This window comes from Streptomyces sp. CB02261 (genome assembly GCF_001905665.1).
In the GTDB taxonomy this organism is placed as follows: domain Bacteria; phylum Actinomycetota; class Actinomycetes; order Streptomycetales; family Streptomycetaceae; genus Streptomyces.
In genome coordinates this window covers 15,645-36,814 of sequence record NZ_LIVX01000009.1, presented here as the reverse complement: position 1 = coordinate 36,814, position 21,170 = coordinate 15,645, and the positions used below count along the sequence as shown (strand labels likewise).

The window sequence follows — 21,170 nt, the reverse complement described above, 5'->3', positions numbered from 1 at the left end:
AGGGCACGCCTCATCACAGGTGTGCCTCCAGGGCGTCACGGAGCCGGCGCAGCAGGGCGATGTCGGGGTCGGCCACCGGCAGCGCCGGTACGGGGGGCGGTGGCGCGGGTTCGGGTCCCGGGTCGAGCGGGGTCTCGACGAGCCCGGCGGCGGCGAGCCGCCGTACGTCGAGGAGCGTGTGGAAGGCGGGTCTGCCGAGCAGCCGGGCCAGTTCCGCCGGGGTCCGCTCGCCGTCCGCCGCGGCGAGCAGGGCGCGCTGGCGGGTGCCCACGGTCTGGCCGGGGGCGGCGGGGCGGGGCACGACCGGGGCGGTGTCCACGGAGGCGTACGGCCAGACGGCGTCGAGGAGTTCGCGGCGGCGTACCGTCTCGCGTTCGACGGCCTCGGCGGAGACCGGTCGTACGGTCCCGAACCAGTGCCCGACCCCGTAGCGGAAGCGGGTCGGTCCGCTGGCGGGGGAGAGGGCGAAGAAGGCCGCGTCGAAGACGGCGCCGAGGTGGCAGATCTCCAGCTCGCCGTCGTGGAGCCGGCCGCTGTCGACGAGGAAGCGGCCGACGGCGCGGTGGGCGCCGGCCCGGTCGACGGCCTCGTCCCAGCCCTCGCGGGGCAGGCGCCCGCCGGTGGTGAGGAGGACGTCGACGCCGGGGGCGGCGGGGCTCTCGGCGTGCACGACGCGGCCGTCGACGAGGTAGAGCGTGCCGTGGTCGCGGAGCAGGGCCCCGGTGGCCTTCTCGGCGGCGAGCCGGACCAGCATGGGGGAGACGGGGGTGGCGACGGCGCTCATCCGAGGACCAGCCTCTCGGCGAGGTCGCGGAGGCGGTGCCGGGCGAGGGCGAGGTTTCCGGTGTCGCGATCGAGCCAGAGATGGAGGAAGACGCTGCTGTCGAAGGAGGTGTGGACGAAGCGGAGGACGTGGTAGCCGGCGCGGGTGGTGACGATCAGGTCCTCGACGGGCGGCCCGTCCCCCGCGCTGTCGCCGGCCGCCACGAAGGTGTCGAACTCGGCTGCGGAACGGGCGAGTTCGGCGGTCTCGGCGGCCGTGGTCTCGTGGTCGCCGACCGGTGAGTCACCCGCCGTCCCGAGGGCGAGCCCGCTGGTCCAGTCGACCAGGGAGGCTCCGCGAGCGCCCGGCAGGGCCATGGCCTCCAGAAGGCACTCGTCGATTCCGGGCACGCGGATTCCCCTCCCGATGCGGCGTGCGAACGTGCGGCAGTGACGGTGACGTTACTGAACGCTGCGCTCCGGGGGAGGCGTTCTGGCATTTTCCATCGGAACATGCCAGCCTCTGACGGAATTTGATCCAAAGGATCATCGGCCGGGCGGGGGGCGGCCCGCGGGGTTCACGGCCGGCTTCCGGCGGCTTCTCCGCCGGTCAGAGGCGTGACTCCACGGCGTGCGCGATGTCGGCCAGGTCCTTGGCGAGCGCCTTGGCGACGGCCTTCGCGCCGAATCGGGCCATCAGCCGGGTGAGGAATCCCGGGGTGCGGTCGTGCGCCGGCCGCGCGGAGAACGTCATCCGCAGGAGGGTGGCCCCCGCCCCGTCGGGCGTGAGGGTGATCTCGGAGACGTAGTGCATGCCGTGCGAGTCGGCGACCGCGACGTACCGGTCGGGCGGCTCGCACTCCGTCACGGTCATCGTCTCCGTGGCCTCCTTGCCCAGCATCCGCCGCGTCTCGCGCCAACGCGTGCCCACCGCGAAGCCGCCCTCGGTGAGCACTTCGACCTTCTCGACGCCCGAGAGGACGCGGGGCATGTCCGGCAGGTCGGTGATCGCCTCCCAGACCCGGCCGGGGGAGGCGTCGACCCGGCGCTCGACGACGACGGAGGGGGTGTCCGTACCGGTTCCAGTCATGGCTTCATGGAAGCCGGACCGCGGGGCCTCCGCTACCGGACGGCGTCCCGGGCCCCGGCTGCCGCACCAGCGCGTCGGCGTGCGCCCCGCCCGAATCGGCGACGATCTCCGCGAGCGTCTGGGGCGTCCGTACCGTCGCGAAGGTGACCGCGCCGTCGTCGGCCACCGTGAAGCCGTGGACGCCGGGCCGGGGCAGGCTGTTGTACGCGTAGTGGTGGGCGAAGTAGTACGCGCCGGTGTCCGGTACGGCCACCACGTCGCCGGGGGACAGCAGCGGCAGCTTCCGGCTGGTGGCGAGCAGGTCCCCGGCGAAGCAGGCGGGGCCCGCGACGTCCTGGACGGTGCTCTCCGCGGTGTGGGGGCGGCCCTCGGAGTCGTACGCGAGGACGCGCAGCGGCCAGGACTCGGGGGCGTAGACCGTTCGGGTGGCCAGCTGCACGCCCGCGTGGGTGACGGCGATCGGGCGGCCCCCGGAGCTCTTGGTGTACTCCACCCGGGCGAGGACCGTGCCGTGCTTGGCGAGCAGGGAGCGGCCGAACTCGGTCACCAGGCGGTAGCGCCCGTCGAAGAGGCCGGGGACGGTGTCGGCGAGCAGCCGGGCGTACTCGGCGTACGTCGGGGTCTCCTCGTCGGAGTCGAAGTTGACCGGCAGCCCGCCGCCGATGTCGAGGGTGTCGATCCGCTGCCGGCCCGCCGCGCGGTTGACCTCCTCGGCGAGGGCGTAGGCCTCTCCGACCCCTTCGGCCATCAGGGCGAGCGGGACGCCCTGGGAGCCGGTGTGGGTGTGCAGCCGGGTCAGCCAGGGCCGGTCCAGGAAGGCCTGGACGACGGCCGCGCGGGCGCCCTCGTCGCGCAGGGCCACGCCGAACTTGGAGGTGGCCGTCGCGGTCGAGAGGGAGCCGATGGAACCGGCTCCGACCTGCGGGTTCACCCGGAGGCCGAGCGGTGAGGCGGTGGGCGCGGAGGCGACCAGGGCGTCGAGCCGGGCCAGCTCCTGGAGATTGTCGGCGTTGACGGCGATGCCGAGCGCGAGGGCCTGGCGGAGCTCGGCGGGGGTCTTGGCGGGCGAGTCGAGCACGGTGTGGGTGGACGGGATCCCGGCGGCGCGCGCGAGGGCCAGCTCGCCGGGGCTGGCGACCTCGGCGCCGAGTCCGGCCTCGTGCAGCAGGCGCAGGACCGGCACGAGCGGGGCGGCCTTGACGGCGAAGGCGTGCAGCACGGGCGCGTCGGTGACGGCGGCGAACGCGCTGGTCAGGGCAGTGGCGGAGGCGCGGATGCCGGCGGTGTCGAGGAGCGCGACGACCGGCTCGGCGGGGGTGAGGAGTCCTTGATCGACGGAGGCTCGGACGGCGAGATCGCGACGGGAGGAGGCCATGCGGTCCATCCTCACCGATGTCCTCACCGCCACGCGGGGAAGTCGCCCTGTTGACTACATCTATTCATAACGCGAGGATGTGAATATCTGAACGACATTCGAGGAGGCACCGCCATGTCAGGACCCCGCCCCGTACGGGCCCCGCGCGGTACGGAACTGAGCGCCCTGGGATGGCAGCAGGAGGCCGCCCTCCGGATGCTCCAGAACAACCTCGACCCCGAGGTCGCCGAGCACCCCGACAAGCTCGTCGTCTACGGCGGCACCGGAAAGGCCGCCCGCGACTGGCGCTCCTTCGACGCGATGGTCCGCACCCTGCGCACCCTCAAGCAGGACGAGACGATGCTCGTCCAGTCCGGCCGTCCCGTCGGCGTCATGCAGACCCACGAGTGGGCCCCGCGCGTCCTCATCGCCAACTCCAACCTCGTCGGCGACTGGGCCAACTGGGAGGAGTTCCGGCGCCTGGAGCAGCTCGGACTCACCATGTACGGCCAGATGACGGCCGGCTCCTGGATCTACATCGGCACCCAGGGCATCCTCCAGGGCACGTACGAGACCTTCGCCGCCGTCGCCGCCAAGAAGTTCGGCGGCACCCTGGCCGGCACGATCACCCTCACCGCCGGCCTCGGCGGCATGGGCGGCGCCCAGCCCCTCGCCGTGACGATGAACGACGGCGTCGCGATCTGCGTCGACGTCGACCCGCGCGCCATCGAGCGCCGCATCGAGCACCGCTACCTCGACGTGAAGGCCGACTCGCTCGCCCACGCGCTCCAGCTGGCCACCGAGGCCCGCGACGCCCGCCGCCCGCTCTCCATCGGCCTCCTCGGCAACGCCGCCGAACTGGTCCCGCAGATGCTGGCCGAGGGCGCCCCGATCGACATCGTCACCGACCAGACGAGCGCCCACGACCCGCTCTCTTACCTGCCGGTGGGCGTCGCCTTCGACGACATGGCGACGTACGCGGCGAAGGACCCGGCCGGGTTCACGGTGCGGGCCCGCGAGTCGATGGCCCGCCACGTCGAGGCCATGGTCGGCTTCATGGACGCGGGCGCCGAGGTCTTCGACTACGGCAACTCCATCCGCGGCGAGGCCCAGCTGGCCGGCTACGAGCGCGCCTTCGCCTTCCCCGGCTTCGTCCCGGCCTACATCCGCCCGCTGTTCTGCGAGGGCAAGGGCCCGTTCCGCTGGGCCGCCCTCTCCGGCGAGGCCTCGGACATCCACAAGACCGACAAGGCGATCCTGGACCTGTTCCCGGAGAACGAGTCCCTCCACCGCTGGATCAAGATGGCCGGGGAGCGCGTCCACTTCCAGGGCCTCCCGGCCCGCATCTGCTGGCTCGGCCAGGGCGAGCGCGACAAGGCCGGCGCCATGTTCAACGACATGGTCGCCGACGGCACCCTCGCCGCTCCCCTCGCGATCGGCCGCGACCACCTGGACTGCGGCTCGGTCGCCTCCCCGTACCGCGAGACCGAGGCCATGCTCGACGGCTCCGACGCGATCGCCGACTGGCCGCTCCTCAACGCCATGGTCAACGTCGCCTCCGGCGCCTCGTGGGTGTCGCTGCACCACGGCGGCGGCGTCGGCATGGGCCGCTCCATCCACGCCGGCCAGGTCTCGGTCGCGGACGGCACGGCCCTCGCCGGCGAGAAGATCCGCCGCGTCCTGACGAACGACCCGGGCATGGGCGTCATCCGCCACGTCGACGCGGGCTACGACATCGCCGAGCGGGTCGCCGACGAGAAGGGCGTCCGCGTCCCGATGCGCGAGGGCGACGCGGCGCACGACGGCGGCGCGGCCGGTCAGGGCGGCTCCGCGTGAGCGCGAGCTTCCACGCCATGTGGCGGTCGCTGCGGCCCATCGGCCGCAGCGCCGCCTCCGGCGGCTACCGGCGCCACGCCTGGACCGAGGCCGACGCCGACTGCCGGCTCTGGTTCCGGATGCAGGCCGAGGCCCGCCGCCTGGACGTCGAGACCGACCGCAACGGCAACCAGTGGGCCTGGCTCGGCGACCCCACCGCGGGGAACGCCGTCGTCACCGGCTCGCACCTCGACTCCGTACCCGACGGCGGAGCCTTCGACGGCCCCCTCGGCGTGGTCTCCGCCTTCGCCGCGCTCGACGAACTGCGCGCCCGCGGCGTCCGGTTCAAGCGGCCGCTCGCCATCACCAACTTCGGAGACGAGGAAGGTGCCCGCTTCGGCCTCGCCTGCGTCGGCTCCCGCCTCACCGCCGGCCGGCTGACGAAGGAGCAGGCGTACGAACTGCGCGACGCCTCCGGGACCAGCCTTCCGCAGGCCATGGAGGCGGCCGGGTACGACCCCGAGGCGATCGGCCCCGACCCGGAGCGCCTCTCCCGCATCGGTGCCTTCGTCGAACTGCACGTCGAGCAGGGACGCGCCCTCGACCTGTCCGGGGACGCCGTCGGCATCGCCTCCTCCATCTGGCCGCACGGCCGCTGGCGGTACGACTTCGCGGGCGAGGCCAACCACGCCGGCACCACCCGGCTCGTCGACCGCCGCGACCCGATGCTCACCTACGCCGAGACCGTCCTCGCCGCCCGCCGCGAGGCCGAACTCGCCGGCGCCGTCGCCACCTTCGGCAAGATCGCCGTCGAACCGAACGGCGTCAACGCCATCCCGTCCCTGGTCCGGGGCTGGCTCGACGCCCGCGCCGCCGACCAGGCCTCCCTGGACCAGGTCGTCACCGGCATCGAGACGGAGGCGCGCGCCTACGCCGAACGCCACGGCATCGACCTCACCGTCGTCCAGGAGTCCTTCACCCCGGTCGTGGACTTCTCGCACGCCCTGCGCGACGAGCTGTCCAGGATCCTGGGGGACGGGACCGCGGGCAAGGTGCCGGTCCTCGGCACGGGCGCCGGACACGACGCGGGTATTTTGTCCGAATCGATCCCGACCGCCATGCTGTTCGTACGGAACCCCACCGGCGTCTCGCACTCCCCGGCCGAGTTCGCGGCCGAGGACGACTGCGTGGCCGGGGTCCTCGCACTCGCCGACGTACTGGAGGAGCTGGCGTGCCGCTGACGACGTACTGGCTGGAGCACGCCTGGCTCGGCGCGAACGTCGAGCCGGGCGTGGCCCTGGACGTGTCCACGGGCGGCTCCACCGCCGGGCCCGGGTTCGGGGACGGGCGCGTCAGCGCCGTGCGCACCGGGGTCGACACGCCCCCGCCCGGCGCCGTGGTCCTCCGGGGCCTCACGGTCCCCGGCCTCGCCAACGCCCACTCGCACGCCTTCCACCGCGCCCTGCGCGGCACCGTCCAGGTCGGCTCCGGCACCTTCTGGACCTGGCGCGAGGTCATGTACACCGTCGCCCAGCGCCTCACCCCCGACACCTACTTCGCCCTGGCCCGCGCCGTGTACGCGGAGATGGCGCTCGCGGGCATCACCTCCGTCGGCGAGTTCCACTACCTGCACCACGCGCCCGGCGGCACCCCGTACGCCGACCCCAACGCCATGGGCGAGGCCCTGATCGCCGCCGCCGCCGACGCCGGCATCCGCATCACCCTCCTCGACACCGCCTACCTCTCCTCCGGCTTCGGCGCGGCGCCCGAGCACCACCAGCTCCGCTTCACCGACGGCACGGCGGACGCCTGGGCCGAACGGGTCGAGCGCCTGAAGGACCGCGACGGCGTACGGATCGGAGCGGCGATCCACTCCGTCCGGGCGGTCCCCGCCGACCAGCTCGCCACGGTGGCCCGGTGGGCCCGGGACCGGGAGGCGCCCCTTCACGTCCACCTGTCGGAGCAGACCGCCGAGAACGACGCCTGCCTCGCGGCCCACGGCATGACCCCCACCCAGCTCCTCGCCGAGCACGGTGTCCTCGGCGCCCGCACCACGGGCGTCCACAACACCCATCTGACGGACGGCGACATCGCCCTCCTCGGCTCGTCGACCACCGGCACCTGCATGTGCCCGACGACCGAACGCGACCTGGCCGACGGCATCGGCCCCGCCGTGGCGCTCCAGCGAGCGGGCTCGCCGCTGTCCCTGGGCAGCGACAGCCACGCGGTCATCGACCTCCTGGAGGAGGCGCGGGCCATGGAACTGAACGAGCGCCTGCGCACCCGCACCCGCGGTCACTGGACGGCGGCGGCACTGCTCCGCGCGGCCACCGCCGACGGCCACGCGGCCCTCGGCTGGGCGGACGCGGGCACCCTGGAGGCGGGCGCGCTCGCCGACTTCACGACGATCGCCCTGGACAGCGTCAGGACAGCGGGACCGGTACCGCGTCTGGCAGCCGAGACGGCGGTATTCGCCGCGTCGGCCGCGGACGTGCGGCACACGGTCGTGGCCGGACGCCATGTCGTACGGGACGGGGCCCACTCCTCCGTACCGGACGTGGCACGGGCCCTCGCCGACTCGATCGCCGCCCTGCGCGGCTGAAGGAGACACCCCTCACCATGAACACCGGCCCCGCGGCGAGGAACAACCCGGCGGCGACCTCCGCCCCCACGAGCGCGAACAGCCCCGTGGCGACGGCCGCCACGGCCATCGTCAACATCGCCAGTCTCGTCACCAACGACCCCTCCCTCGGTGATGGAACCCCCCTGGGCCTGATCCAGGACGCGGCCGTCGTCATCGAAGGCGACCGTGTCGTCTGGGTCGGTGAATCCAGCAAAGCACCCGCCACTGACAACAGGGTCGACGCCGGCGGCCGGGCGGTCGTCCCGGGCTTCGTCGACTCCCACTCGCACCTCGTCTTCGCGGGCGACCGCACGGCGGAGTTCAACGCCCGCATGTCCGGCCAGGCGTACAAGGCGGGCGGCATCCGCACCACGGTCGCGGCGACCCGCGCGGCGAGCGACGCGGACCTGGAGCGCAACCTGACGCGCTACCTCGACGAGGCCCTCCGCCAGGGCACGACCACCTTCGAGACGAAGTCCGGCTACGGCCTGACCGTCGAGGACGAGGCCCGCGCCCTCCGCATCGCGGCCGCCCACACCGACGAGGTCACCTACCTCGGTGCCCACATCGTGTCCCCGGACCACGCGGACGACCCCGCGGCGTATGTGGCGCTCGTGACGGGCGAGATGCTGGACGCCTGCGCCCCGTACGCCCGCTGGATCGACGTCTTCTGCGAGAAGGGCGCCTTCGACGGCGACCAGGCCCGCGCGATCCTCACCGCCGGCAAGGCGAAGGGCCTCCACCCCCGGGTGCACGCCAACCAGCTGACGTACGGCCCCGGCGTCCAGCTGGCGGTGGAGCTGGACGCGGCGAGCGCGGACCACTGCACGCACCTGACGGACGCGGACGTGGACGCCCTGGCGCACTCGTCGACGGTCGCCACGCTGCTGCCGGGCGCGGAGTTCTCCACCCGCGCCCAGTGGCCGGACGCCCGCCGCCTCCTGGACGCGGGCGCGACGGTCGCCCTCTCCACGGACTGCAACCCGGGCTCGTCCTTCACCTCGTCGGTCCCGTTCTGCATCGCCCTCGCGGTACGGGACATGGGCATGACCCCCGACGAGGCCCTCTGGTCCGCCACGGCCGGCGGCGCGGCCGCCCTCCGCCGCACCGACGTGGGCCGCCTCACCCCCGGCACCCGGGCGGACCTGACGATCCTGGACGCCCCGTCCCACGTCCACCTGGCGTACAGGCCGGGGGTCCCGCTGGTGGCGGAGGTGTGGCGAAGGGGCGCGCGCGTGGCCTGACGCCATGACGTGACATCAGAAGCGGCAGGCGACAGTCCAGTTGCTCACGGCCGGTGTTGAGTACGGGTACTCATGTGGGCGACCGGGCGCCGCTCGCATGATTCCCGCATGGGAACTATGAGAACGCGGAACCGCTTCGCGAAGATCGTCCTGGCAGCCGCGCTCGCAGGCATGGCCCTGACCGCCTGCGGCACGGCGGACCCCTCCGGCAGGACCACTGCCGGGGCGTCCGCCGTGGAGCCCGGCGCCAAGCCGAAGCCGAAGCCGACGCCGACTCCGGTGCGGTCGCTTCCGTCGGACGCCCTGGCGGAGCACCCCGACCCGGAGATGCGCTTCCTGGCGCTGTCGTCCCGCGTCCTGGACGGTTGTGTGCCCGGCGGTCTGCCGCAGCCGCCCTCCGTGCCCCCGGAGGACGTGCCCCCGCCGCAGAACCTGCCGGGCCGGCCGATGCCGGAGGAGCCGGGTGACCTCTCGGTCCCCTCGGGCGCCCCCGAGCCGCCGCCCGCCCCGGAGCCGGCGCCCACCCGGTCCGGGCCCGTCGAGGAGGTGCCGCTGACCGCCGTCGACAAGTGCGCCGGTGACGCCCACGCCGCGCGCGTCCGCACGGCGTTCGACGGCGCGGGCCCGGCCGACTACCCGGCGCTCAAGAAGAAGCTGACGAGCCTGGACTACCCGCCGTCGCGCATCCACCGGATGCCGGACCACGGAGGCGCGCCCCGAGCCCGGATCGACCTGCGCTTCATGGGCGGCAACCTGGCCCTGGAGGTCACCGGCACCCCCGACCAGGTGCTCGTCGAACCCTTCGGGGCCCCCGAGACGGAGGACGTCCGCGTCACCGACGTGAAGCGGAAGCCGTAGCCGGGGGCGCTCGCGTCCGGACGGTCCCGGGCGGCGTGCCATCGTGGTGGGCATGGGGCACTCACGGGCGTACGCCGTCTTCCGTACCACCGACGCCCGGGAGGCGTACGCGCGCGCGTGGCGGCTCGTCGGGCTGTTGGCGCGCGTCGAGGCGGCGATGTACGTCGAGACCGTGGTGAGGACGGTGGCGGAGGCCCGCCGGATGGTCGCGCTGCTGCCGGGCGCGACGGTCGACCACGCGGAGACCGCCTTCGATCCCGACACCGGCGCCTGCGTCCCGTGCCCTCCCGACATGGCGACCGCCACGGACGCCGCCATCCAGGCGGAGTTGCCGCTGGTGGTGGCCGCCGACGTGCCCGTCGGGAGCGTCGACGAGGAGTTCCTGCGGGGTCTGGGCGACGGGCCCGCGTCGATGGACTGGCGCGGGCTGTGGCCTGAGGATCCGGAGGCGGAGGGCTCCCCCTCCGCCCAGTACGACGGCGTGCAGGTGGTCTTCCACGCGGACGAGGCGCAGTGGACGGAGAGGACCGCCCACCACACCGTCTTCGTGCACGTCCGCAAGCCGGGTGACGCCGCCAGGGCGGCCGGCCTCGCCGCCCTGATCGGCGGCGAGGTCCTGGGGGACGTCCAGATCGGCTGGTGAGCCGGACGGCCTGGCCGCCCGCGCCGGACCGCCGGGCCCGCTTCGTCGTGGAAAGACCGAGTATCCCTGTCTCGGAGGGTTCCGGACCGGTACCGTCCTGTCCTGATAGCACTCAGGGGGAAGACCGGGGGGTCGGCTAGGTGAGCGCTTTTCGTGTGCGGATCGCGAGGCCGGGGGAGCTGAGCGAGCGCGAGATCGAGGCGTGGCGGGAGCTGCGCGCCAAGTCCGGCGCGCCGGCGAACCCCTTCATGGAACCGGAGTTCACGCGCGCGGTGGCCGAGGTGCGGCCCCGGTCGCGGGTCGCCGTGTGGTGGGAGGGGGACGAGCCCGTCGGCTTCTTCCCCTTCGAGAAGGGCCCGTTGGGCCAGGGCCGCGCCATCGGCTTCGGCGTCTCCGACAGCCAGGGCGCCGTCCTCCGTCCCGGACTGCGGCCCGGCGCCCGCGCGGTGCTGCGCGCCTGCGGCATCGCGGTCTGGGAGTTCGACAACCTGGAGGACGGCCAGCCCGTCTTCGCGGGCGCCGCCTCCGAGTCCTTCGCCTCGCCCGTGATCGACGTCGGCGAGGGGTACGCGGCCTACGAGACGCTGCTGCGCGCCCAGTCGCCCAAGTTCCTCAGGACCACTCTCGCCAAGGAGCGCCGGCTCGGCCGCCAGGCCGACGGCGAGGTGCGGTTCGTCTTCGACGAGCGCGATCCGGCGGCCCTGCGCACCCTCATGGACTGGAAGTCCGCCCAGTACCGCAGGACCGGCCGTGGTGACCGCTTCGCCAAGGAGTGGATCACCACCCTCGTACGGCGCCTCCACGAGCAGCGGACGCCCGGCTGCTCCGGTGTGCTGTCCGTGCTGTACGTGGGGGAGCGGCCGATCGCCGCGCACTTCGGGCTGCGGTCCGCGACCGTCCTCTCCTGCTGGTTCCCCGCGTACGACCCCGAGTTCGCGAAGTACTCGCCCGGCCTCGTGCTGCACCTGCGGATGGCCGAGGCGGCGGCCGCCGCCGGGATCGGGCTGCTCGACCTGGGGCGCGGCGACGCCGAGTACAAGGACGCCCTCAAGACCGGTGAGCTGACGGTGTACGAGGGGGCCGTCTACGTCCCGGAAGCTCGGGCCGCCCTGCACTGGCTGGGGCGCGAGCCCGCCCGGCGCGTCCACCGCTTCGTCCGCGACCGTCCCGCCCTCGCCGCCCGCGCCCGCGCCACGCTCAACGGGGTCGCCCGGCTGCGGGGGAACCGGTAGCCGTGGCGGACGGGGGCCGGGAGCGGGGTCGGTTCCGGGGTCGCGGGTGGAGCGGGTGGGTGCCCGCGGGGCGCGTATCCCGACCGGCCACGACCGCCCCCTCCTCGTAGCCGTCGAGCCGGCCGCCGCCGCACGACCCACTGCCGGACCCCACCGCCCCCGCCCACCCCACTGCCCGACCCCACCGCCCCCGCCCAGACGCCCGCCGCCGCCCCCCACCGCCAGACCCCGCCGTCGCCCCCCACCGCCAGACCCCGCCGTCGTACCCCGCCCGCCCGCCCTCCCACCCCACCGCCGTACCTCCCTGGGGGATCCCCGTTGAGCAGCCCACCGCCCCGTCCGATCTCCGTCGTCGAGCTCGATCTCGCCGGGCCGGACGGGCCCGTCCTCTCCCTCCGGCCCGTGCCCGGCGGGCCGGCCCTCCGGGCGGGCGCCGTCTACGCCCTCGTCCGGGTCGAGGGGCGGCCCGCCGCCACCGTCCTCGGCACCGTGGCGGACGGCGATGACCCCGCCGAGGTGCTCGGCGCGCTCGCCCGCGCGCGGCTCGCGGAGACCGGGCCGCGCACCGACGCCGAACGCCTCGCCGCCGCGTGGCCGATCGGCCGAACGGACCTCCCGGCCCGGGCCCGCGAGGGGCTCACCCCGCCCCGTACCTCCGTCGTCGTCGCCACCCGCGAGCGCCCCGAGCAGCTCGCCCGCGCCCTCGACTCGCTCCTCGTCCAGGACCACCCGGACGTCGAGATCGTCGTCGTCGACAACGCGCCCCGGACCACGGACACCCACGACCTGGTCACCCGGAAGTACGCCGACCGCGTCCGGTACGTCCGGGAGGACACCCCGGGGCTCGCCGTCGCCCACAACGCCGGTGCCGCCGCCGCCGAGGGCGAGGTCCTCGCCTTCACCGACGACGACGTGATCGCCGACCCGCACTGGCTGACCGCGCTCACCCAGCCGTTCGCCGCCGATCCCGGGCTCGGCTGCGTCACCGGCCTGATCCTGCCGGCCCGGCTCGCCACCCCCGCCCAGATCCTCCTCGAATCGCACGGAGGGTTCGCCAAGGGCTTCGAGCCCCGGCTGTACGACCCGGCGGAACCGCCCGCCGACGAACCGCTCTTCCCGTTCACCGCGGGCAGTTTCGGCTCCGGCGCCAACATGGCGTTCCGGGCGGCAGCCCTCCGGCAGGCCGGCGGTTTCGACCCGGCGACGGGCACCGGGACGGCGGCCAGGGGCGGCGACGACCTGTACGCCTTCGTCGCCGTCCTCTCCGCCGGCTTCCGGCTCCGGTACACCGCCGAGGCCCTCGTCTGGCACCACCACCGCGACACCTGGCAGGACCTGCGGAACCAGGCGTACGGCTACGGCGCCGGCCTCACCGCCTATCTCACCGCGACCCTGGTACGCCACCCCCGGCTGCTGCCCGCGCTGCTCACCCGGCTGCCGCGCGGCCTCGCCCACGCGCGCGCGATGACCGCCCGGCGCGGGGAGACCCCCGAGGGCGGCGTCCCCGGCGAGCACGGCACCCACCACCACCCCTGGCCTCGCAGCCTCTCCCGACTGGAGCGACGCGGCATGCTCTACGGCCCGATCGGATACGCCAAGGCCCGTGCGCAGGCCGCTCAGCTGAAGGGGGCGGGCCGATGACGAACGTCCCGCTCCACACCCGGATACCCGTCCTGCTCTACCACGCCGTGATGGACGACCCGCCGGACTGGATCGCCGAGTTCACGGTCGCCCCGGGGGAGTTCGCCTCCCAGCTCGACGCGATCGTCGCCAGCGGCCGTACCCCGGTCACCGTCGGCACCCTGGCCGCGCACCTCGCCTCCGGTGCCGCGCTGCCGGACCGGCCCGTCGTCATCACCTTCGACGACGGCTTCGCCGATCTGGTGGGGCCGACCGCCGAGGCACTCGCCTCCCGGGGCCTGCCGTCCACCGCGTACCTCACCACCGGGGCCATCACCCGGGGCCGGCCGTGCCTGCTTCCGCCCGCGCCGATGATGACCCTGGCGCAGGCCCCGCGCCTGGAGGAGTACGGGATGGAGGTCGGCGGCCACACGGCCACCCACGCCCAGCTCGACACCCTGGCCCCGGGGGCCCTCCGGCGCGAACTGCGGGAGTCGAAGGCGGTCCTCGAGGACACCCTCGGCCACGAGGTACGGCACCTCGCCTACCCCCACGGCTACAACAGCCCCGCCGTCCGCCGCGCCGCCGCGGCCGCCGGCTACACCTCGGCCGTCGCCGTCCGGCACGCGCTGAGCTCCCGCCGCGACGAGCTCTACCGCATCGCCCGGCTCATCGTGCGCCGCACCCACACCGCGGCCGACGTGGAGCGGTGGATGGAGGGCCGGGGCGAGAAGACCGCGCCGTACCCGGACTCGCCGGCGACGGTCGGGTGGCGGATGTACCGCCGGACGCGCGCGCTGGTGCGCGGAGCGGAGTTCGCGGGGTGACGAAGAACCTGTTCACACCGAAGCCGGAGAGTGATGTGCCACCGGAGAGCAACGGGACGTCCGAGAGCGGTGTGCTCTCGGAGAGCAGCCGGACGTCCGGCAGCAGTGAGCCGCCGGAGACCCTCGTGCCGCCCCAGGGCAACGTGTCACCAAAGCGCGGTACTTCGCCTCGGAGCGGCGTGCCCGCGCCCGTCGGCGACCGTCGGGGAACGCTCCCGGGGCGTCCCGCACTGGCAGACCTCGTCTGGCTGCCTGTCGCCCTTCTCGTGCTCGGCCTCGGCCTGTGGGTCTCCGCACTGCCGGAGATCGACTTCCGCACCATGGGCGACTACGGGCTCCTGGACCGGCTGCCCGTCACCTTCCACGCCTCCCTGCTCGTGCTCACCGCCGGGTTCCTGCTGACGCTGAGGCGCGCCGGGACCTCGCGCGCCTGGCCGCTCGCCTACTGCGTCGCCCTGCTCGTCGCGCTGAAGGCGCCCCCGGCCGTCCTGTACGACTCCGTGCGCTACCCCTGGGCCTCCAAGCACGACGCCGTCGTCAACGTCATCCTCGGCGCCGGTGAGCTGCGGCCGAACGCCGGCCTGTCCGGGAACATGTCCGCCTACGAGCAGTGGCCGGGGTTCTTCACCCTGAACGCGGCGCTGGTCCGTGCCTTCGGCGTCGAGAGCACCGCCGTCTACCTCAACTGGGCGCCGATCGTCCTCGGTCTGATCGCCCTGCCCCTGCTCGTGCTCATCTACCGCACCTTCGCCGAGGACTGGCGGTTGGTGTGGACCGCCGTCTGGATCTTCCAACTCGCCAACTGGGTCGGCCAGGACTACCTGGCGCCGCAGGGCCTCGCGTACATCCTGCACCTGACCGTACTCGCCGTCGTGATGCGGCACTTCGTCCGGCCCGGGTCGGCCGGCCGACTGCGTGACCGGGCGTATCTCGACCCGGCCGCGACCGCCGTGCCGCCGCCCACGGGCGTGCGGCAGCGCGCGGTGTGCGTGGCGATCATCTCCCCGCTGATCTTCGCGATCAACGCCGTCCACCAGCTCACGCCGGTCATGCTGTGCGCCGCGCTGTTCGTGCTCGCGCTCACCCGCCGCTACCGCAACTACGGCCTCCTCGTCGTCGCCGGACTACTGATGCTGACGTGGAATCTCACCATGGGCCGGCCGCTGTTCCTGGAGATGCTGGGCACGCTCCGCGAATCGATCGGCCGGCTCACCGAGAACTCCCGTGCCGGATACGCCGGGCAGCTCACCGGTCCCGGACCCGAGCTGGCCGGCCAGGCGAACATCGCCATGGCCCTCGCCGTCGTCGTGCTCGCCGGAATCGCCGTGCTCGGCCGTCGCCGGCTGACGCACAGCGCGCTGCCGCTGTTGCTTGTCTCGATCGCCCCCGTCCCGCTCTTCGCCGTGAACGACTACGGCGGCGAAATGCTGTTCCGGGTCTATCTGTTCGGGCTGCCGGGCGCCGCGTTCTTCGCCGCGGCGGCACTGGTCCCCGCCGCCGGCGCCCCCCGGAGCCGAGGCGCTCTCGTCCGGCGTCGCATCGCGGCCGTCGCCCTGCCCGTCGTCCTCGTCGCCCTGACAGCCGGCTTCCTGCCCTCGTACTACGGCAAGGAGACGATGTACTACACCCCGCCCGCCGAGACGGAGCTGGTCACCCGCGCCATCGACCGGCTGCCCGAGGGCGGGCTGCTCCTCGCCACTGCGGGTTCCTTCCCGCAGGCTCTGCACCGCTACGACCAGGTCGAGCACTGGTTCTTCGCCGAGCAGGAGCTGCCCGAGAACGAGAAGATGCTCGCCGACCCGGCGCGCTACCTCGCCGACGGGATCCCGCCCGGCACCACGGCCCACGTCGTCCTCACCCGGACCCAGGACATCTACACGGCGGGCGAGGGCCTGTTGCCGTCGGGGGGCTTCGAGACCCTGCGTACCCGTCTGAAGGCGTCCCCGCTCTTCAAGACCGTCGAGGAGACCCCGTACGGGGTCGTCCTCGCCTACACCCCGGCGTCCACAGCGACCCCGGCCACCTCGGGCGGTACACCGTGAAGATGACCCAGAACCGGATCAGAGGAGCCGTCGCCGTCTCAGGATGGGTGGCGTACGCGGCGACCCTGCTGCCCGGCGGCTCGCCGTTGCGCTGGCTGCCCGTGCTGCTCTTCGTCTGTCTGGGACCCGGGCTCGCGCTGCTCCACCCGCAGCCGAGCGGACTGCGCCCCGGCGCCCGTCTGGAGGCGTTCGCGCTGGCCGCGCCGCTCAGCCTCTCCCTCGCCACGCTCACCGCCACCGTCCTCTTCCTGGTCGAAGGGTTCTCCGTGACCGCGTTCCTCGTCCCGCTCGCCGCGTTCTCCACCGTCGTCGCCCTGCTTCCGGGTCTGCCCCTGCCGGCCGCCACCCGCGGCGCGGTCGAACCCGAGGGCTCCGGCTCCTTCCGGTTCCGCAGGTTCCGCAAACGAGGGCACGGTGGGGGCCGATGACCGGTCGGCACACCAGGGGCGGCAGCCCGGCCGGACGGCTCGCGGTGGCGCTCGCCGCCGTCGGCGCGTTGACCGCCGGCATAGGGGTGTATGCGACCGTCGCCGAGAGCGGCGACGACCGGTGCGCCGCCGACGCCCGGCTCGTCGCCCCCTGCGGGGCCTGGTGGGGCGCCTACATCCCGTACGACGAAGACAGTTCGCTGACCCGGCCGGTGCTCGCCTTCGAGAGGAAGATCGGCCGTCGTCTCGACCTCGTCTACACGTACCACGACATGTCGGGCAACGAGCTCGACGGAACCCTCCTCACTCCAGACGAGCGTGCTCTCGGCCGCGACCGGATGCTGATGCTCGCCTGGGAGTCCACGGTGTGGAAGGAACCGCACCACGCGGGTTACACCGAGACGCAGCTCGGCTGGAAGAACATCGCGTCCGGGCAGTACGACACCGAGATCCTCGACCCGCAGATCCGCCGCATCAAGGACTACGGCAAGCGGGTCTTCCTCTCCTTCGACCAGGAAGCCGACGCCCGGATCAAGGAGGGGGCCGGCACCCCCGCCGAGTACGTCGCCGCCTACCGCCACATCCACGACCGGTTCCGGGAACTCGGCGCCGACAACGTCGTCTGGGTCTGGACGGTCTCCGGCTACCTGGGGAGCGCGGCGACGATGAAACGCCTCTACCCCGGCGACGACTACGTCGACTGGATCGGCATGGACCAGTACAACTACTACCTCTGCCACGGCTCGACGAACTGGCTGGACTTCGACCGGAGTCAGCGGCCCAGCTACGAATGGCTGCGGAAGAACATCTCCGCCGACAAGCCCGTCATGCTCTCCGAGTTCTCCACCGCCCCCGACCCGAAGCGGCCCGAGCGGCAGCGCGACTGGTACACCGCCATCCCCGAGGTCGCTCCGACGCTGCCGGAGGTGAAGGCGTACGTGCACTGGAACCGCGCCGTCCCCGGGCCCGGCTGTGACCTGACGGTCGACTCCGGTCCGGGTCTGGAGGGCTACCGGATCGCCGGCCAGGACCCGTACTTCCGGCAGGACGTACCGAAGGGCTGAGACGACGGCCCCCGCCCGCAGGGGCCCGCCGTCTCCGGCTCAGCCCCTGCCCGTCGTCAGGCCCCGGAAGGCGCACACCGCCATCGTGCCCCCGGCCAGGCCGAGGAACAGCGGCAGCGGGGCGGTGGCGAAGGCCTGCTGCCCCGCCCAGCCCGCCCAGACCAGCACCCACACCACCCCCGTCGTGACCCGCGCGCCCACGCCGACCACGCGCAGCAGCACCGCCACGAGCAGCAGGCTCAGCGCCTGGAGCGCGATCGGGGCGACGGCTCTGCCCACCCCCTCGCCCAGGAGCGTGGCACCGGGCCCGCCCGCGTCGGCCGGCCGCAGGCCGAGGAGGGGCGGCGCCGTGTGCAGGGCGAGGAAGGTGGCGAGCAGGACCGTTCCGGCGAACCAGGGCCGGAACGCGCGGAGTCCGACGGCGGCCCCCTGGAGGGCGACGAGCAGCAGCCCGGCGAGGAGCGTCACGGGCGGGAGCGCGGTGAGCAGACCGGTCCCGGAGAGCCGCTCCACGTCGAGCGCGCCGGAGCGGGCGAGCGGAAGCCAGAAGAGGACGGCGGCCAGCGCGAGGAGCGCCCACCGCCAGGCCTCCGACAGGGGCGGGCGCACGGTCTGCCGGTCCCGCGCGGGCGCGTGCCCCGACGCGGGCGGGGGCGTGGGGGCAGGCCTCCCGGAGCGTCCCACCGCCTCGTCCGTGCGCGCCCCCGCCCCACCAGCGCCGCCCCCCACGTCCTCCGCACGCTGCGGCGGTACGTACACCGGGATGCCGAACGCCGGCGTCACGGAGTCGTGCGCGCCGCGCAGGTAGGCGCTCTCGCGCGCCCAGCTCGTGCCGTAGTCGTCCTCCGCGCGCTCCCGCACCCGCGCCGCCCGCTTCGGCTCCTCGGCCGGCACGTGGCCCTTGAGGGCGGCCCGCAGGCCCGGTACGGACACCAGGGCCATGAGGGTCATCGCCCCCAGCACGGCGTACCCGGCTCCCGCGATGCCGAAGGGTCCCAGGAGGAGGGCCGCGCTGCCGAGGACCAGGACGCACATGGCGCCCTGGAGGGCGGCGAGCACGCCCGTACGGCCCTGGACGCGCAGGACGCCGATGTACAGCTCGACGGCGACCCGGGGGAGCGCGGCGGCGGCGAGCAGCCGGAGCACGGTCGTGCCCTGCTCGGCGTAGTCGCCGCCGAAGGGGGTGAGGATCAGCGGTGCGAAGACGACGAGGACGAGCACGACGGGGACGAGCAGCAGCGTCATGCGGCGCAGCGCGCCCCGGACGCCTTCGGCGAGGGACTCGGGGCTGTGGGAGGCGTGCGCGGTGAGGGAGGTGGCCATGTTGATGGCCATGAACTCCATCGTGCCGCCGAGCGTGTAGGCCGTGTAGAAGAACGCGTTGTGCGCGGCGTCGAAGCGGACGGCGACCATCACCGGCAGCAGGTTGATCATGATGAGGCTGAAGAACGCGCCGACGGAGTCCCCGGCCATGAAGCGGCCGATCTCGCGGAGGCTGGGCGGTTCGCGGTCCCGGTCGGCGCGGGCCTGCCGGGGGATGAGCCGCCGGAAGACCAGCCAGCCGATCGGCAGCACGGACAGGGCTATCGCCGCCGACCAGGACACGAAGACGCCGAGGGCGGGCACGGTGGCGGCGAGGAGGACCAGGAGGACCAGCTTGCCGACGGTGAAGACCGCGTTGCCCACGGGCACCCAGATCGCCTGTCTGAGCCCGGTGAGGACGCCGTCCTGGAGGGTGAGCAGGGCCCAGCCGACGCTGGACGCGGTGAAGAAGAGGCCGGCGGAGAGGGTGCCGAGCGGGGCGTACGAGGGGCCCCACCAGTCCAGGGTGATCAGGAAGACGCCGCAGGCGACGGCGACGACCACGGTGCTGACGAGGTACAGGCGCACCACGAGCGGTCCGGTGGCGCGGCCGGCCCGGGGCACGTAGCGGACGACGGCGCCGGTGAGCGTCGTCGCGGTGAGGGAGGCGAGCATCCGCTGGGCGGCGATGGCCGCGGAGCCCTGCCCGACGGCCTCCTCGGTGTAGTAGCGGGCCGCGACCAGCCAGAAGCCGAGCCCGAGGGCGGCGGAGACGCCGGTGGAGAGCATCAGCGCGTAGGCGTTGCGGAACAGGGAGCCTTCGTCGCCGGAGCCCGTGCCCTCGGCCGAGCGGTCGCCCTTCGCCTCGACGCCGTCCGCCGGGCCGGCCGGAGGCTCCGGCGGTGTGCCCGAGGGCTCACCACCGGCCTCGGGTCGGTCCGCGCCCCGCAGCCGTACGGTCTCGCTCACCGGGCGCCCTCGGGGGCCGGCGACAGGTGGGCGGGGCGGATGCGGGCGGCGCGCAGGACGGCGAGGACCTGGTCGGCGCGGCGCGGGTCCACGGGCAGGGCGTGCCGGGCGAACCAGGCGGCCGGCTCCGGGGCGGGGGAGGGGTCGGTGAACGCCTCGCCCGCGTACCGGTCCAGGGGCGGGTCGTAGACGTAGCCGGTGGTGATCCGGTGCCGGGCGAGGGCGGCGACGGCGGTGCCCCGGTCCTCGACGAGCAGCGGTACGCGGAACAGCGGCTGCGCCGGTGGGCTGCCGGGGGTGCCGTACTCGCTGGCCAGGAGTCGGGCGGTGCCGTCCCGGTGGGCGTCGAGGACGCCGTCGAGCCGGGCGAGCCTGCGGGCGATGCGGCGGAGCCTGCCGGGGCCGGGCCGGAGGCGGTAGTCGTGCATGTCGACCCGGACCCAGGAGTGGAAGGGGTCGAGCGCGGGCGCGGCCGGGAGGGCCCGCGTCAACTCGTCGGCGCGGAGCGGCATCCGGATCTCCTCCCGCTCCTCCAGGCCGAGCAGCCGGACGGTCGCGCGCGCGGCCTGGGTGAGACGGAGCCCGCGCAGGGCGGCCTCGGCGTACGGCCGGGTCAGGTGGGCGAGTTCGGCGGTGGCGCGGGTCGGGTGGAGCAGGGCGTCGCGGGCGGCGGCGAGTTCCCCGCGCAGCGCCGGGTCGGCGAGGGCGAGGAAGCCGCCGGCCTTGGCGGCGGTGTGCTTCGAGAGGCTGAAGACGGAGGCCTCGCCGTACGTGCCGACCGGTCGCCCGCCCACGGAGGAGCCGATGGCGTGGGCCGCGTCCTCGATGAGCGGGATTCCCGACCGGTCGCAGTGGGCGCGCAGTTCGGGGGCGGGGTCGGGGTTCCCGTACAGGTTGGTGGTCAGTACGGCGGACAGGTCCTGCCATACGGAGTCGGGTACCGCGGCCGTGTCGATCGACCCGTCCCGGGGGTCGAGCGGCGCCTGTACGGGGCGCAGCCCGGCGGCGAGGACGACGAAGAGGATGACGTCGTCGTTGACCGGGGACATCAGCACCCGGCCGCCGGGACGGCACCAGTGGCGCAGCGCGAGATAGAGACCGAAGCGGCACGACGGCACGTAGAGGCACTCCCGGCCCCCCAGCCTGTCGCGCATCCGCTCTTCCAGTTCCGCGTACGCAGAAACCATGTGATTCCCCCCTGAACCCCCGGGCTCAATGTGGCCCAATCCGGACGGCCCGTCAACAAGGCCGTCCGGTCACGGCGGAAGGGCCCGTCCCGGGTCGGTCGACCGTGAAC

The 21,170-nt window shown here is 74.1% G+C and carries 18 protein-coding genes; 12 read left to right on the top strand and 6 right to left on the bottom strand.

Features of this window, described 5'->3' with window-relative positions; all coding sequences use genetic code 11:
• Positions 1-13: 13 nt before the first annotated feature.
• The 4 genes from AMK29_RS26960 to AMK29_RS26945 form a co-directional block, all read right to left on the bottom strand.
• Positions 14-784: a hypothetical protein gene (locus AMK29_RS26960; protein WP_073817980.1), complete on the bottom strand. Its 771-nt coding sequence runs from the start codon at positions 782-784 to the stop codon at positions 14-16.
• A complete protein-coding gene (locus AMK29_RS26955; RefSeq protein WP_073817978.1) occupies positions 781-1,173 on the bottom strand; it encodes a hypothetical protein in 393 nt (130 codons plus the stop codon). The genes AMK29_RS26960 and AMK29_RS26955 overlap by 4 nt, the downstream gene beginning before the upstream one ends.
• A gap of 199 nt (positions 1,174-1,372) precedes the next feature.
• Positions 1,373-1,852 carry an SRPBCC family protein gene (locus AMK29_RS26950; protein WP_073817976.1) on the bottom strand — a complete coding sequence of 160 codons (480 nt, stop codon included), beginning with the start codon at positions 1,850-1,852 and terminating at the stop codon, positions 1,373-1,375.
• A 4-nt stretch (positions 1,853-1,856) separates the two neighbouring features.
• Positions 1,857-3,236: a hypothetical protein gene (locus AMK29_RS26945; protein WP_073817974.1), complete on the bottom strand. Its 1,380-nt coding sequence runs from the start codon at positions 3,234-3,236 to the stop codon at positions 1,857-1,859.
• 105 nt (positions 3,237-3,341) lie between these two features.
• On the opposite strand from AMK29_RS26945, the gene hutU reads away from it, so the two are divergent.
• From hutU to AMK29_RS26885, 12 genes are all read left to right on the top strand, one after another.
• Positions 3,342-5,042 (top strand): urocanate hydratase, encoded by a 1,701-nt coding sequence (hutU, locus tag AMK29_RS26940; protein ID WP_073817972.1) that lies wholly within the window; start codon positions 3,342-3,344, stop codon positions 5,040-5,042.
• A gap of 17 nt (positions 5,043-5,059) precedes the next feature.
• On the top strand, positions 5,060-6,262 hold the full coding sequence (locus tag AMK29_RS26935; RefSeq protein ID WP_073818389.1) for an allantoate amidohydrolase: 1,203 nt from the start codon (positions 5,060-5,062) through the stop codon (positions 6,260-6,262).
• Positions 6,253-7,623, top strand: a complete 1,371-nt coding sequence (locus AMK29_RS26930) for a formimidoylglutamate deiminase (RefSeq protein ID WP_073817970.1) — start codon at positions 6,253-6,255, stop codon at positions 7,621-7,623. The genes AMK29_RS26935 and AMK29_RS26930 overlap by 10 nt, the downstream gene beginning before the upstream one ends.
• Before the next feature lie 17 nt (positions 7,624-7,640).
• Positions 7,641-8,888: an imidazolonepropionase gene (gene hutI, locus AMK29_RS26925; protein WP_073817968.1), complete on the top strand. Its 1,248-nt coding sequence runs from the start codon at positions 7,641-7,643 to the stop codon at positions 8,886-8,888.
• 108 nt (positions 8,889-8,996) lie between these two features.
• Positions 8,997-9,746 (top strand): hypothetical protein, encoded by a 750-nt coding sequence (locus AMK29_RS26920; protein WP_143202949.1) that lies wholly within the window; start codon positions 8,997-8,999, stop codon positions 9,744-9,746.
• Positions 9,747-9,798: 52 nt separating this feature from the next.
• Entirely contained in the window at positions 9,799-10,389 is a 591-nt protein-coding gene (locus AMK29_RS26915; RefSeq protein ID WP_073817964.1) for a hypothetical protein, read from the top strand.
• A gap of 140 nt (positions 10,390-10,529) precedes the next feature.
• A complete protein-coding gene (locus AMK29_RS26910; RefSeq protein WP_073817962.1) occupies positions 10,530-11,621 on the top strand; it encodes a GNAT family N-acetyltransferase in 1,092 nt (363 codons plus the stop codon).
• Between the two features lie 318 nt (positions 11,622-11,939).
• Positions 11,940-13,262 (top strand): glycosyltransferase, encoded by a 1,323-nt coding sequence (locus AMK29_RS26905; RefSeq protein ID WP_073817959.1) that lies wholly within the window; start codon positions 11,940-11,942, stop codon positions 13,260-13,262.
• The gene (locus tag AMK29_RS26900; protein WP_073817958.1) at positions 13,259-14,068 is read left to right on the top strand and encodes a polysaccharide deacetylase family protein; all 810 of its coding nucleotides are present in this window, start codon (positions 13,259-13,261) and stop codon (positions 14,066-14,068) included. Before AMK29_RS26905 ends, AMK29_RS26900 begins: the two co-directional genes overlap by 4 nt.
• A 179-nt stretch (positions 14,069-14,247) precedes the next feature.
• Positions 14,248-16,110: a hypothetical protein gene (locus AMK29_RS26895; protein ID WP_073817955.1), complete on the top strand. Its 1,863-nt coding sequence runs from the start codon at positions 14,248-14,250 to the stop codon at positions 16,108-16,110.
• A gap of 2 nt (positions 16,111-16,112) precedes the next feature.
• Positions 16,113-16,538 carry a hypothetical protein gene (locus AMK29_RS26890; RefSeq protein WP_073817953.1) on the top strand — a complete coding sequence of 142 codons (426 nt, stop codon included), beginning with the start codon at positions 16,113-16,115 and terminating at the stop codon, positions 16,536-16,538.
• On the top strand, positions 16,535-17,602 hold the full coding sequence (locus AMK29_RS26885) for a glycoside hydrolase family 26 protein (RefSeq protein ID WP_198942344.1): 1,068 nt from the start codon (positions 16,535-16,537) through the stop codon (positions 17,600-17,602). Before AMK29_RS26890 ends, AMK29_RS26885 begins: the two co-directional genes overlap by 4 nt.
• 39 nt (positions 17,603-17,641) lie before the next feature.
• Here AMK29_RS26885 and AMK29_RS26880 read toward each other — a convergent pair whose 3' ends face one another.
• Together AMK29_RS26880 and AMK29_RS26875 are read right to left on the bottom strand one after the other, a co-directional pair.
• The gene (locus AMK29_RS26880) at positions 17,642-19,873 is read right to left on the bottom strand and encodes a lipopolysaccharide biosynthesis protein (protein ID WP_073817951.1); all 2,232 of its coding nucleotides are present in this window, start codon (positions 19,871-19,873) and stop codon (positions 17,642-17,644) included.
• Positions 19,870-21,060, bottom strand: coding sequence for a DegT/DnrJ/EryC1/StrS family aminotransferase (locus tag AMK29_RS26875; RefSeq protein ID WP_073817949.1), 1,191 nt, complete (start codon positions 21,058-21,060; stop codon positions 19,870-19,872). Before AMK29_RS26875 ends, AMK29_RS26880 begins: the two co-directional genes overlap by 4 nt.
• Between the last annotated feature and the right edge of the window lie 110 nt (positions 21,061-21,170).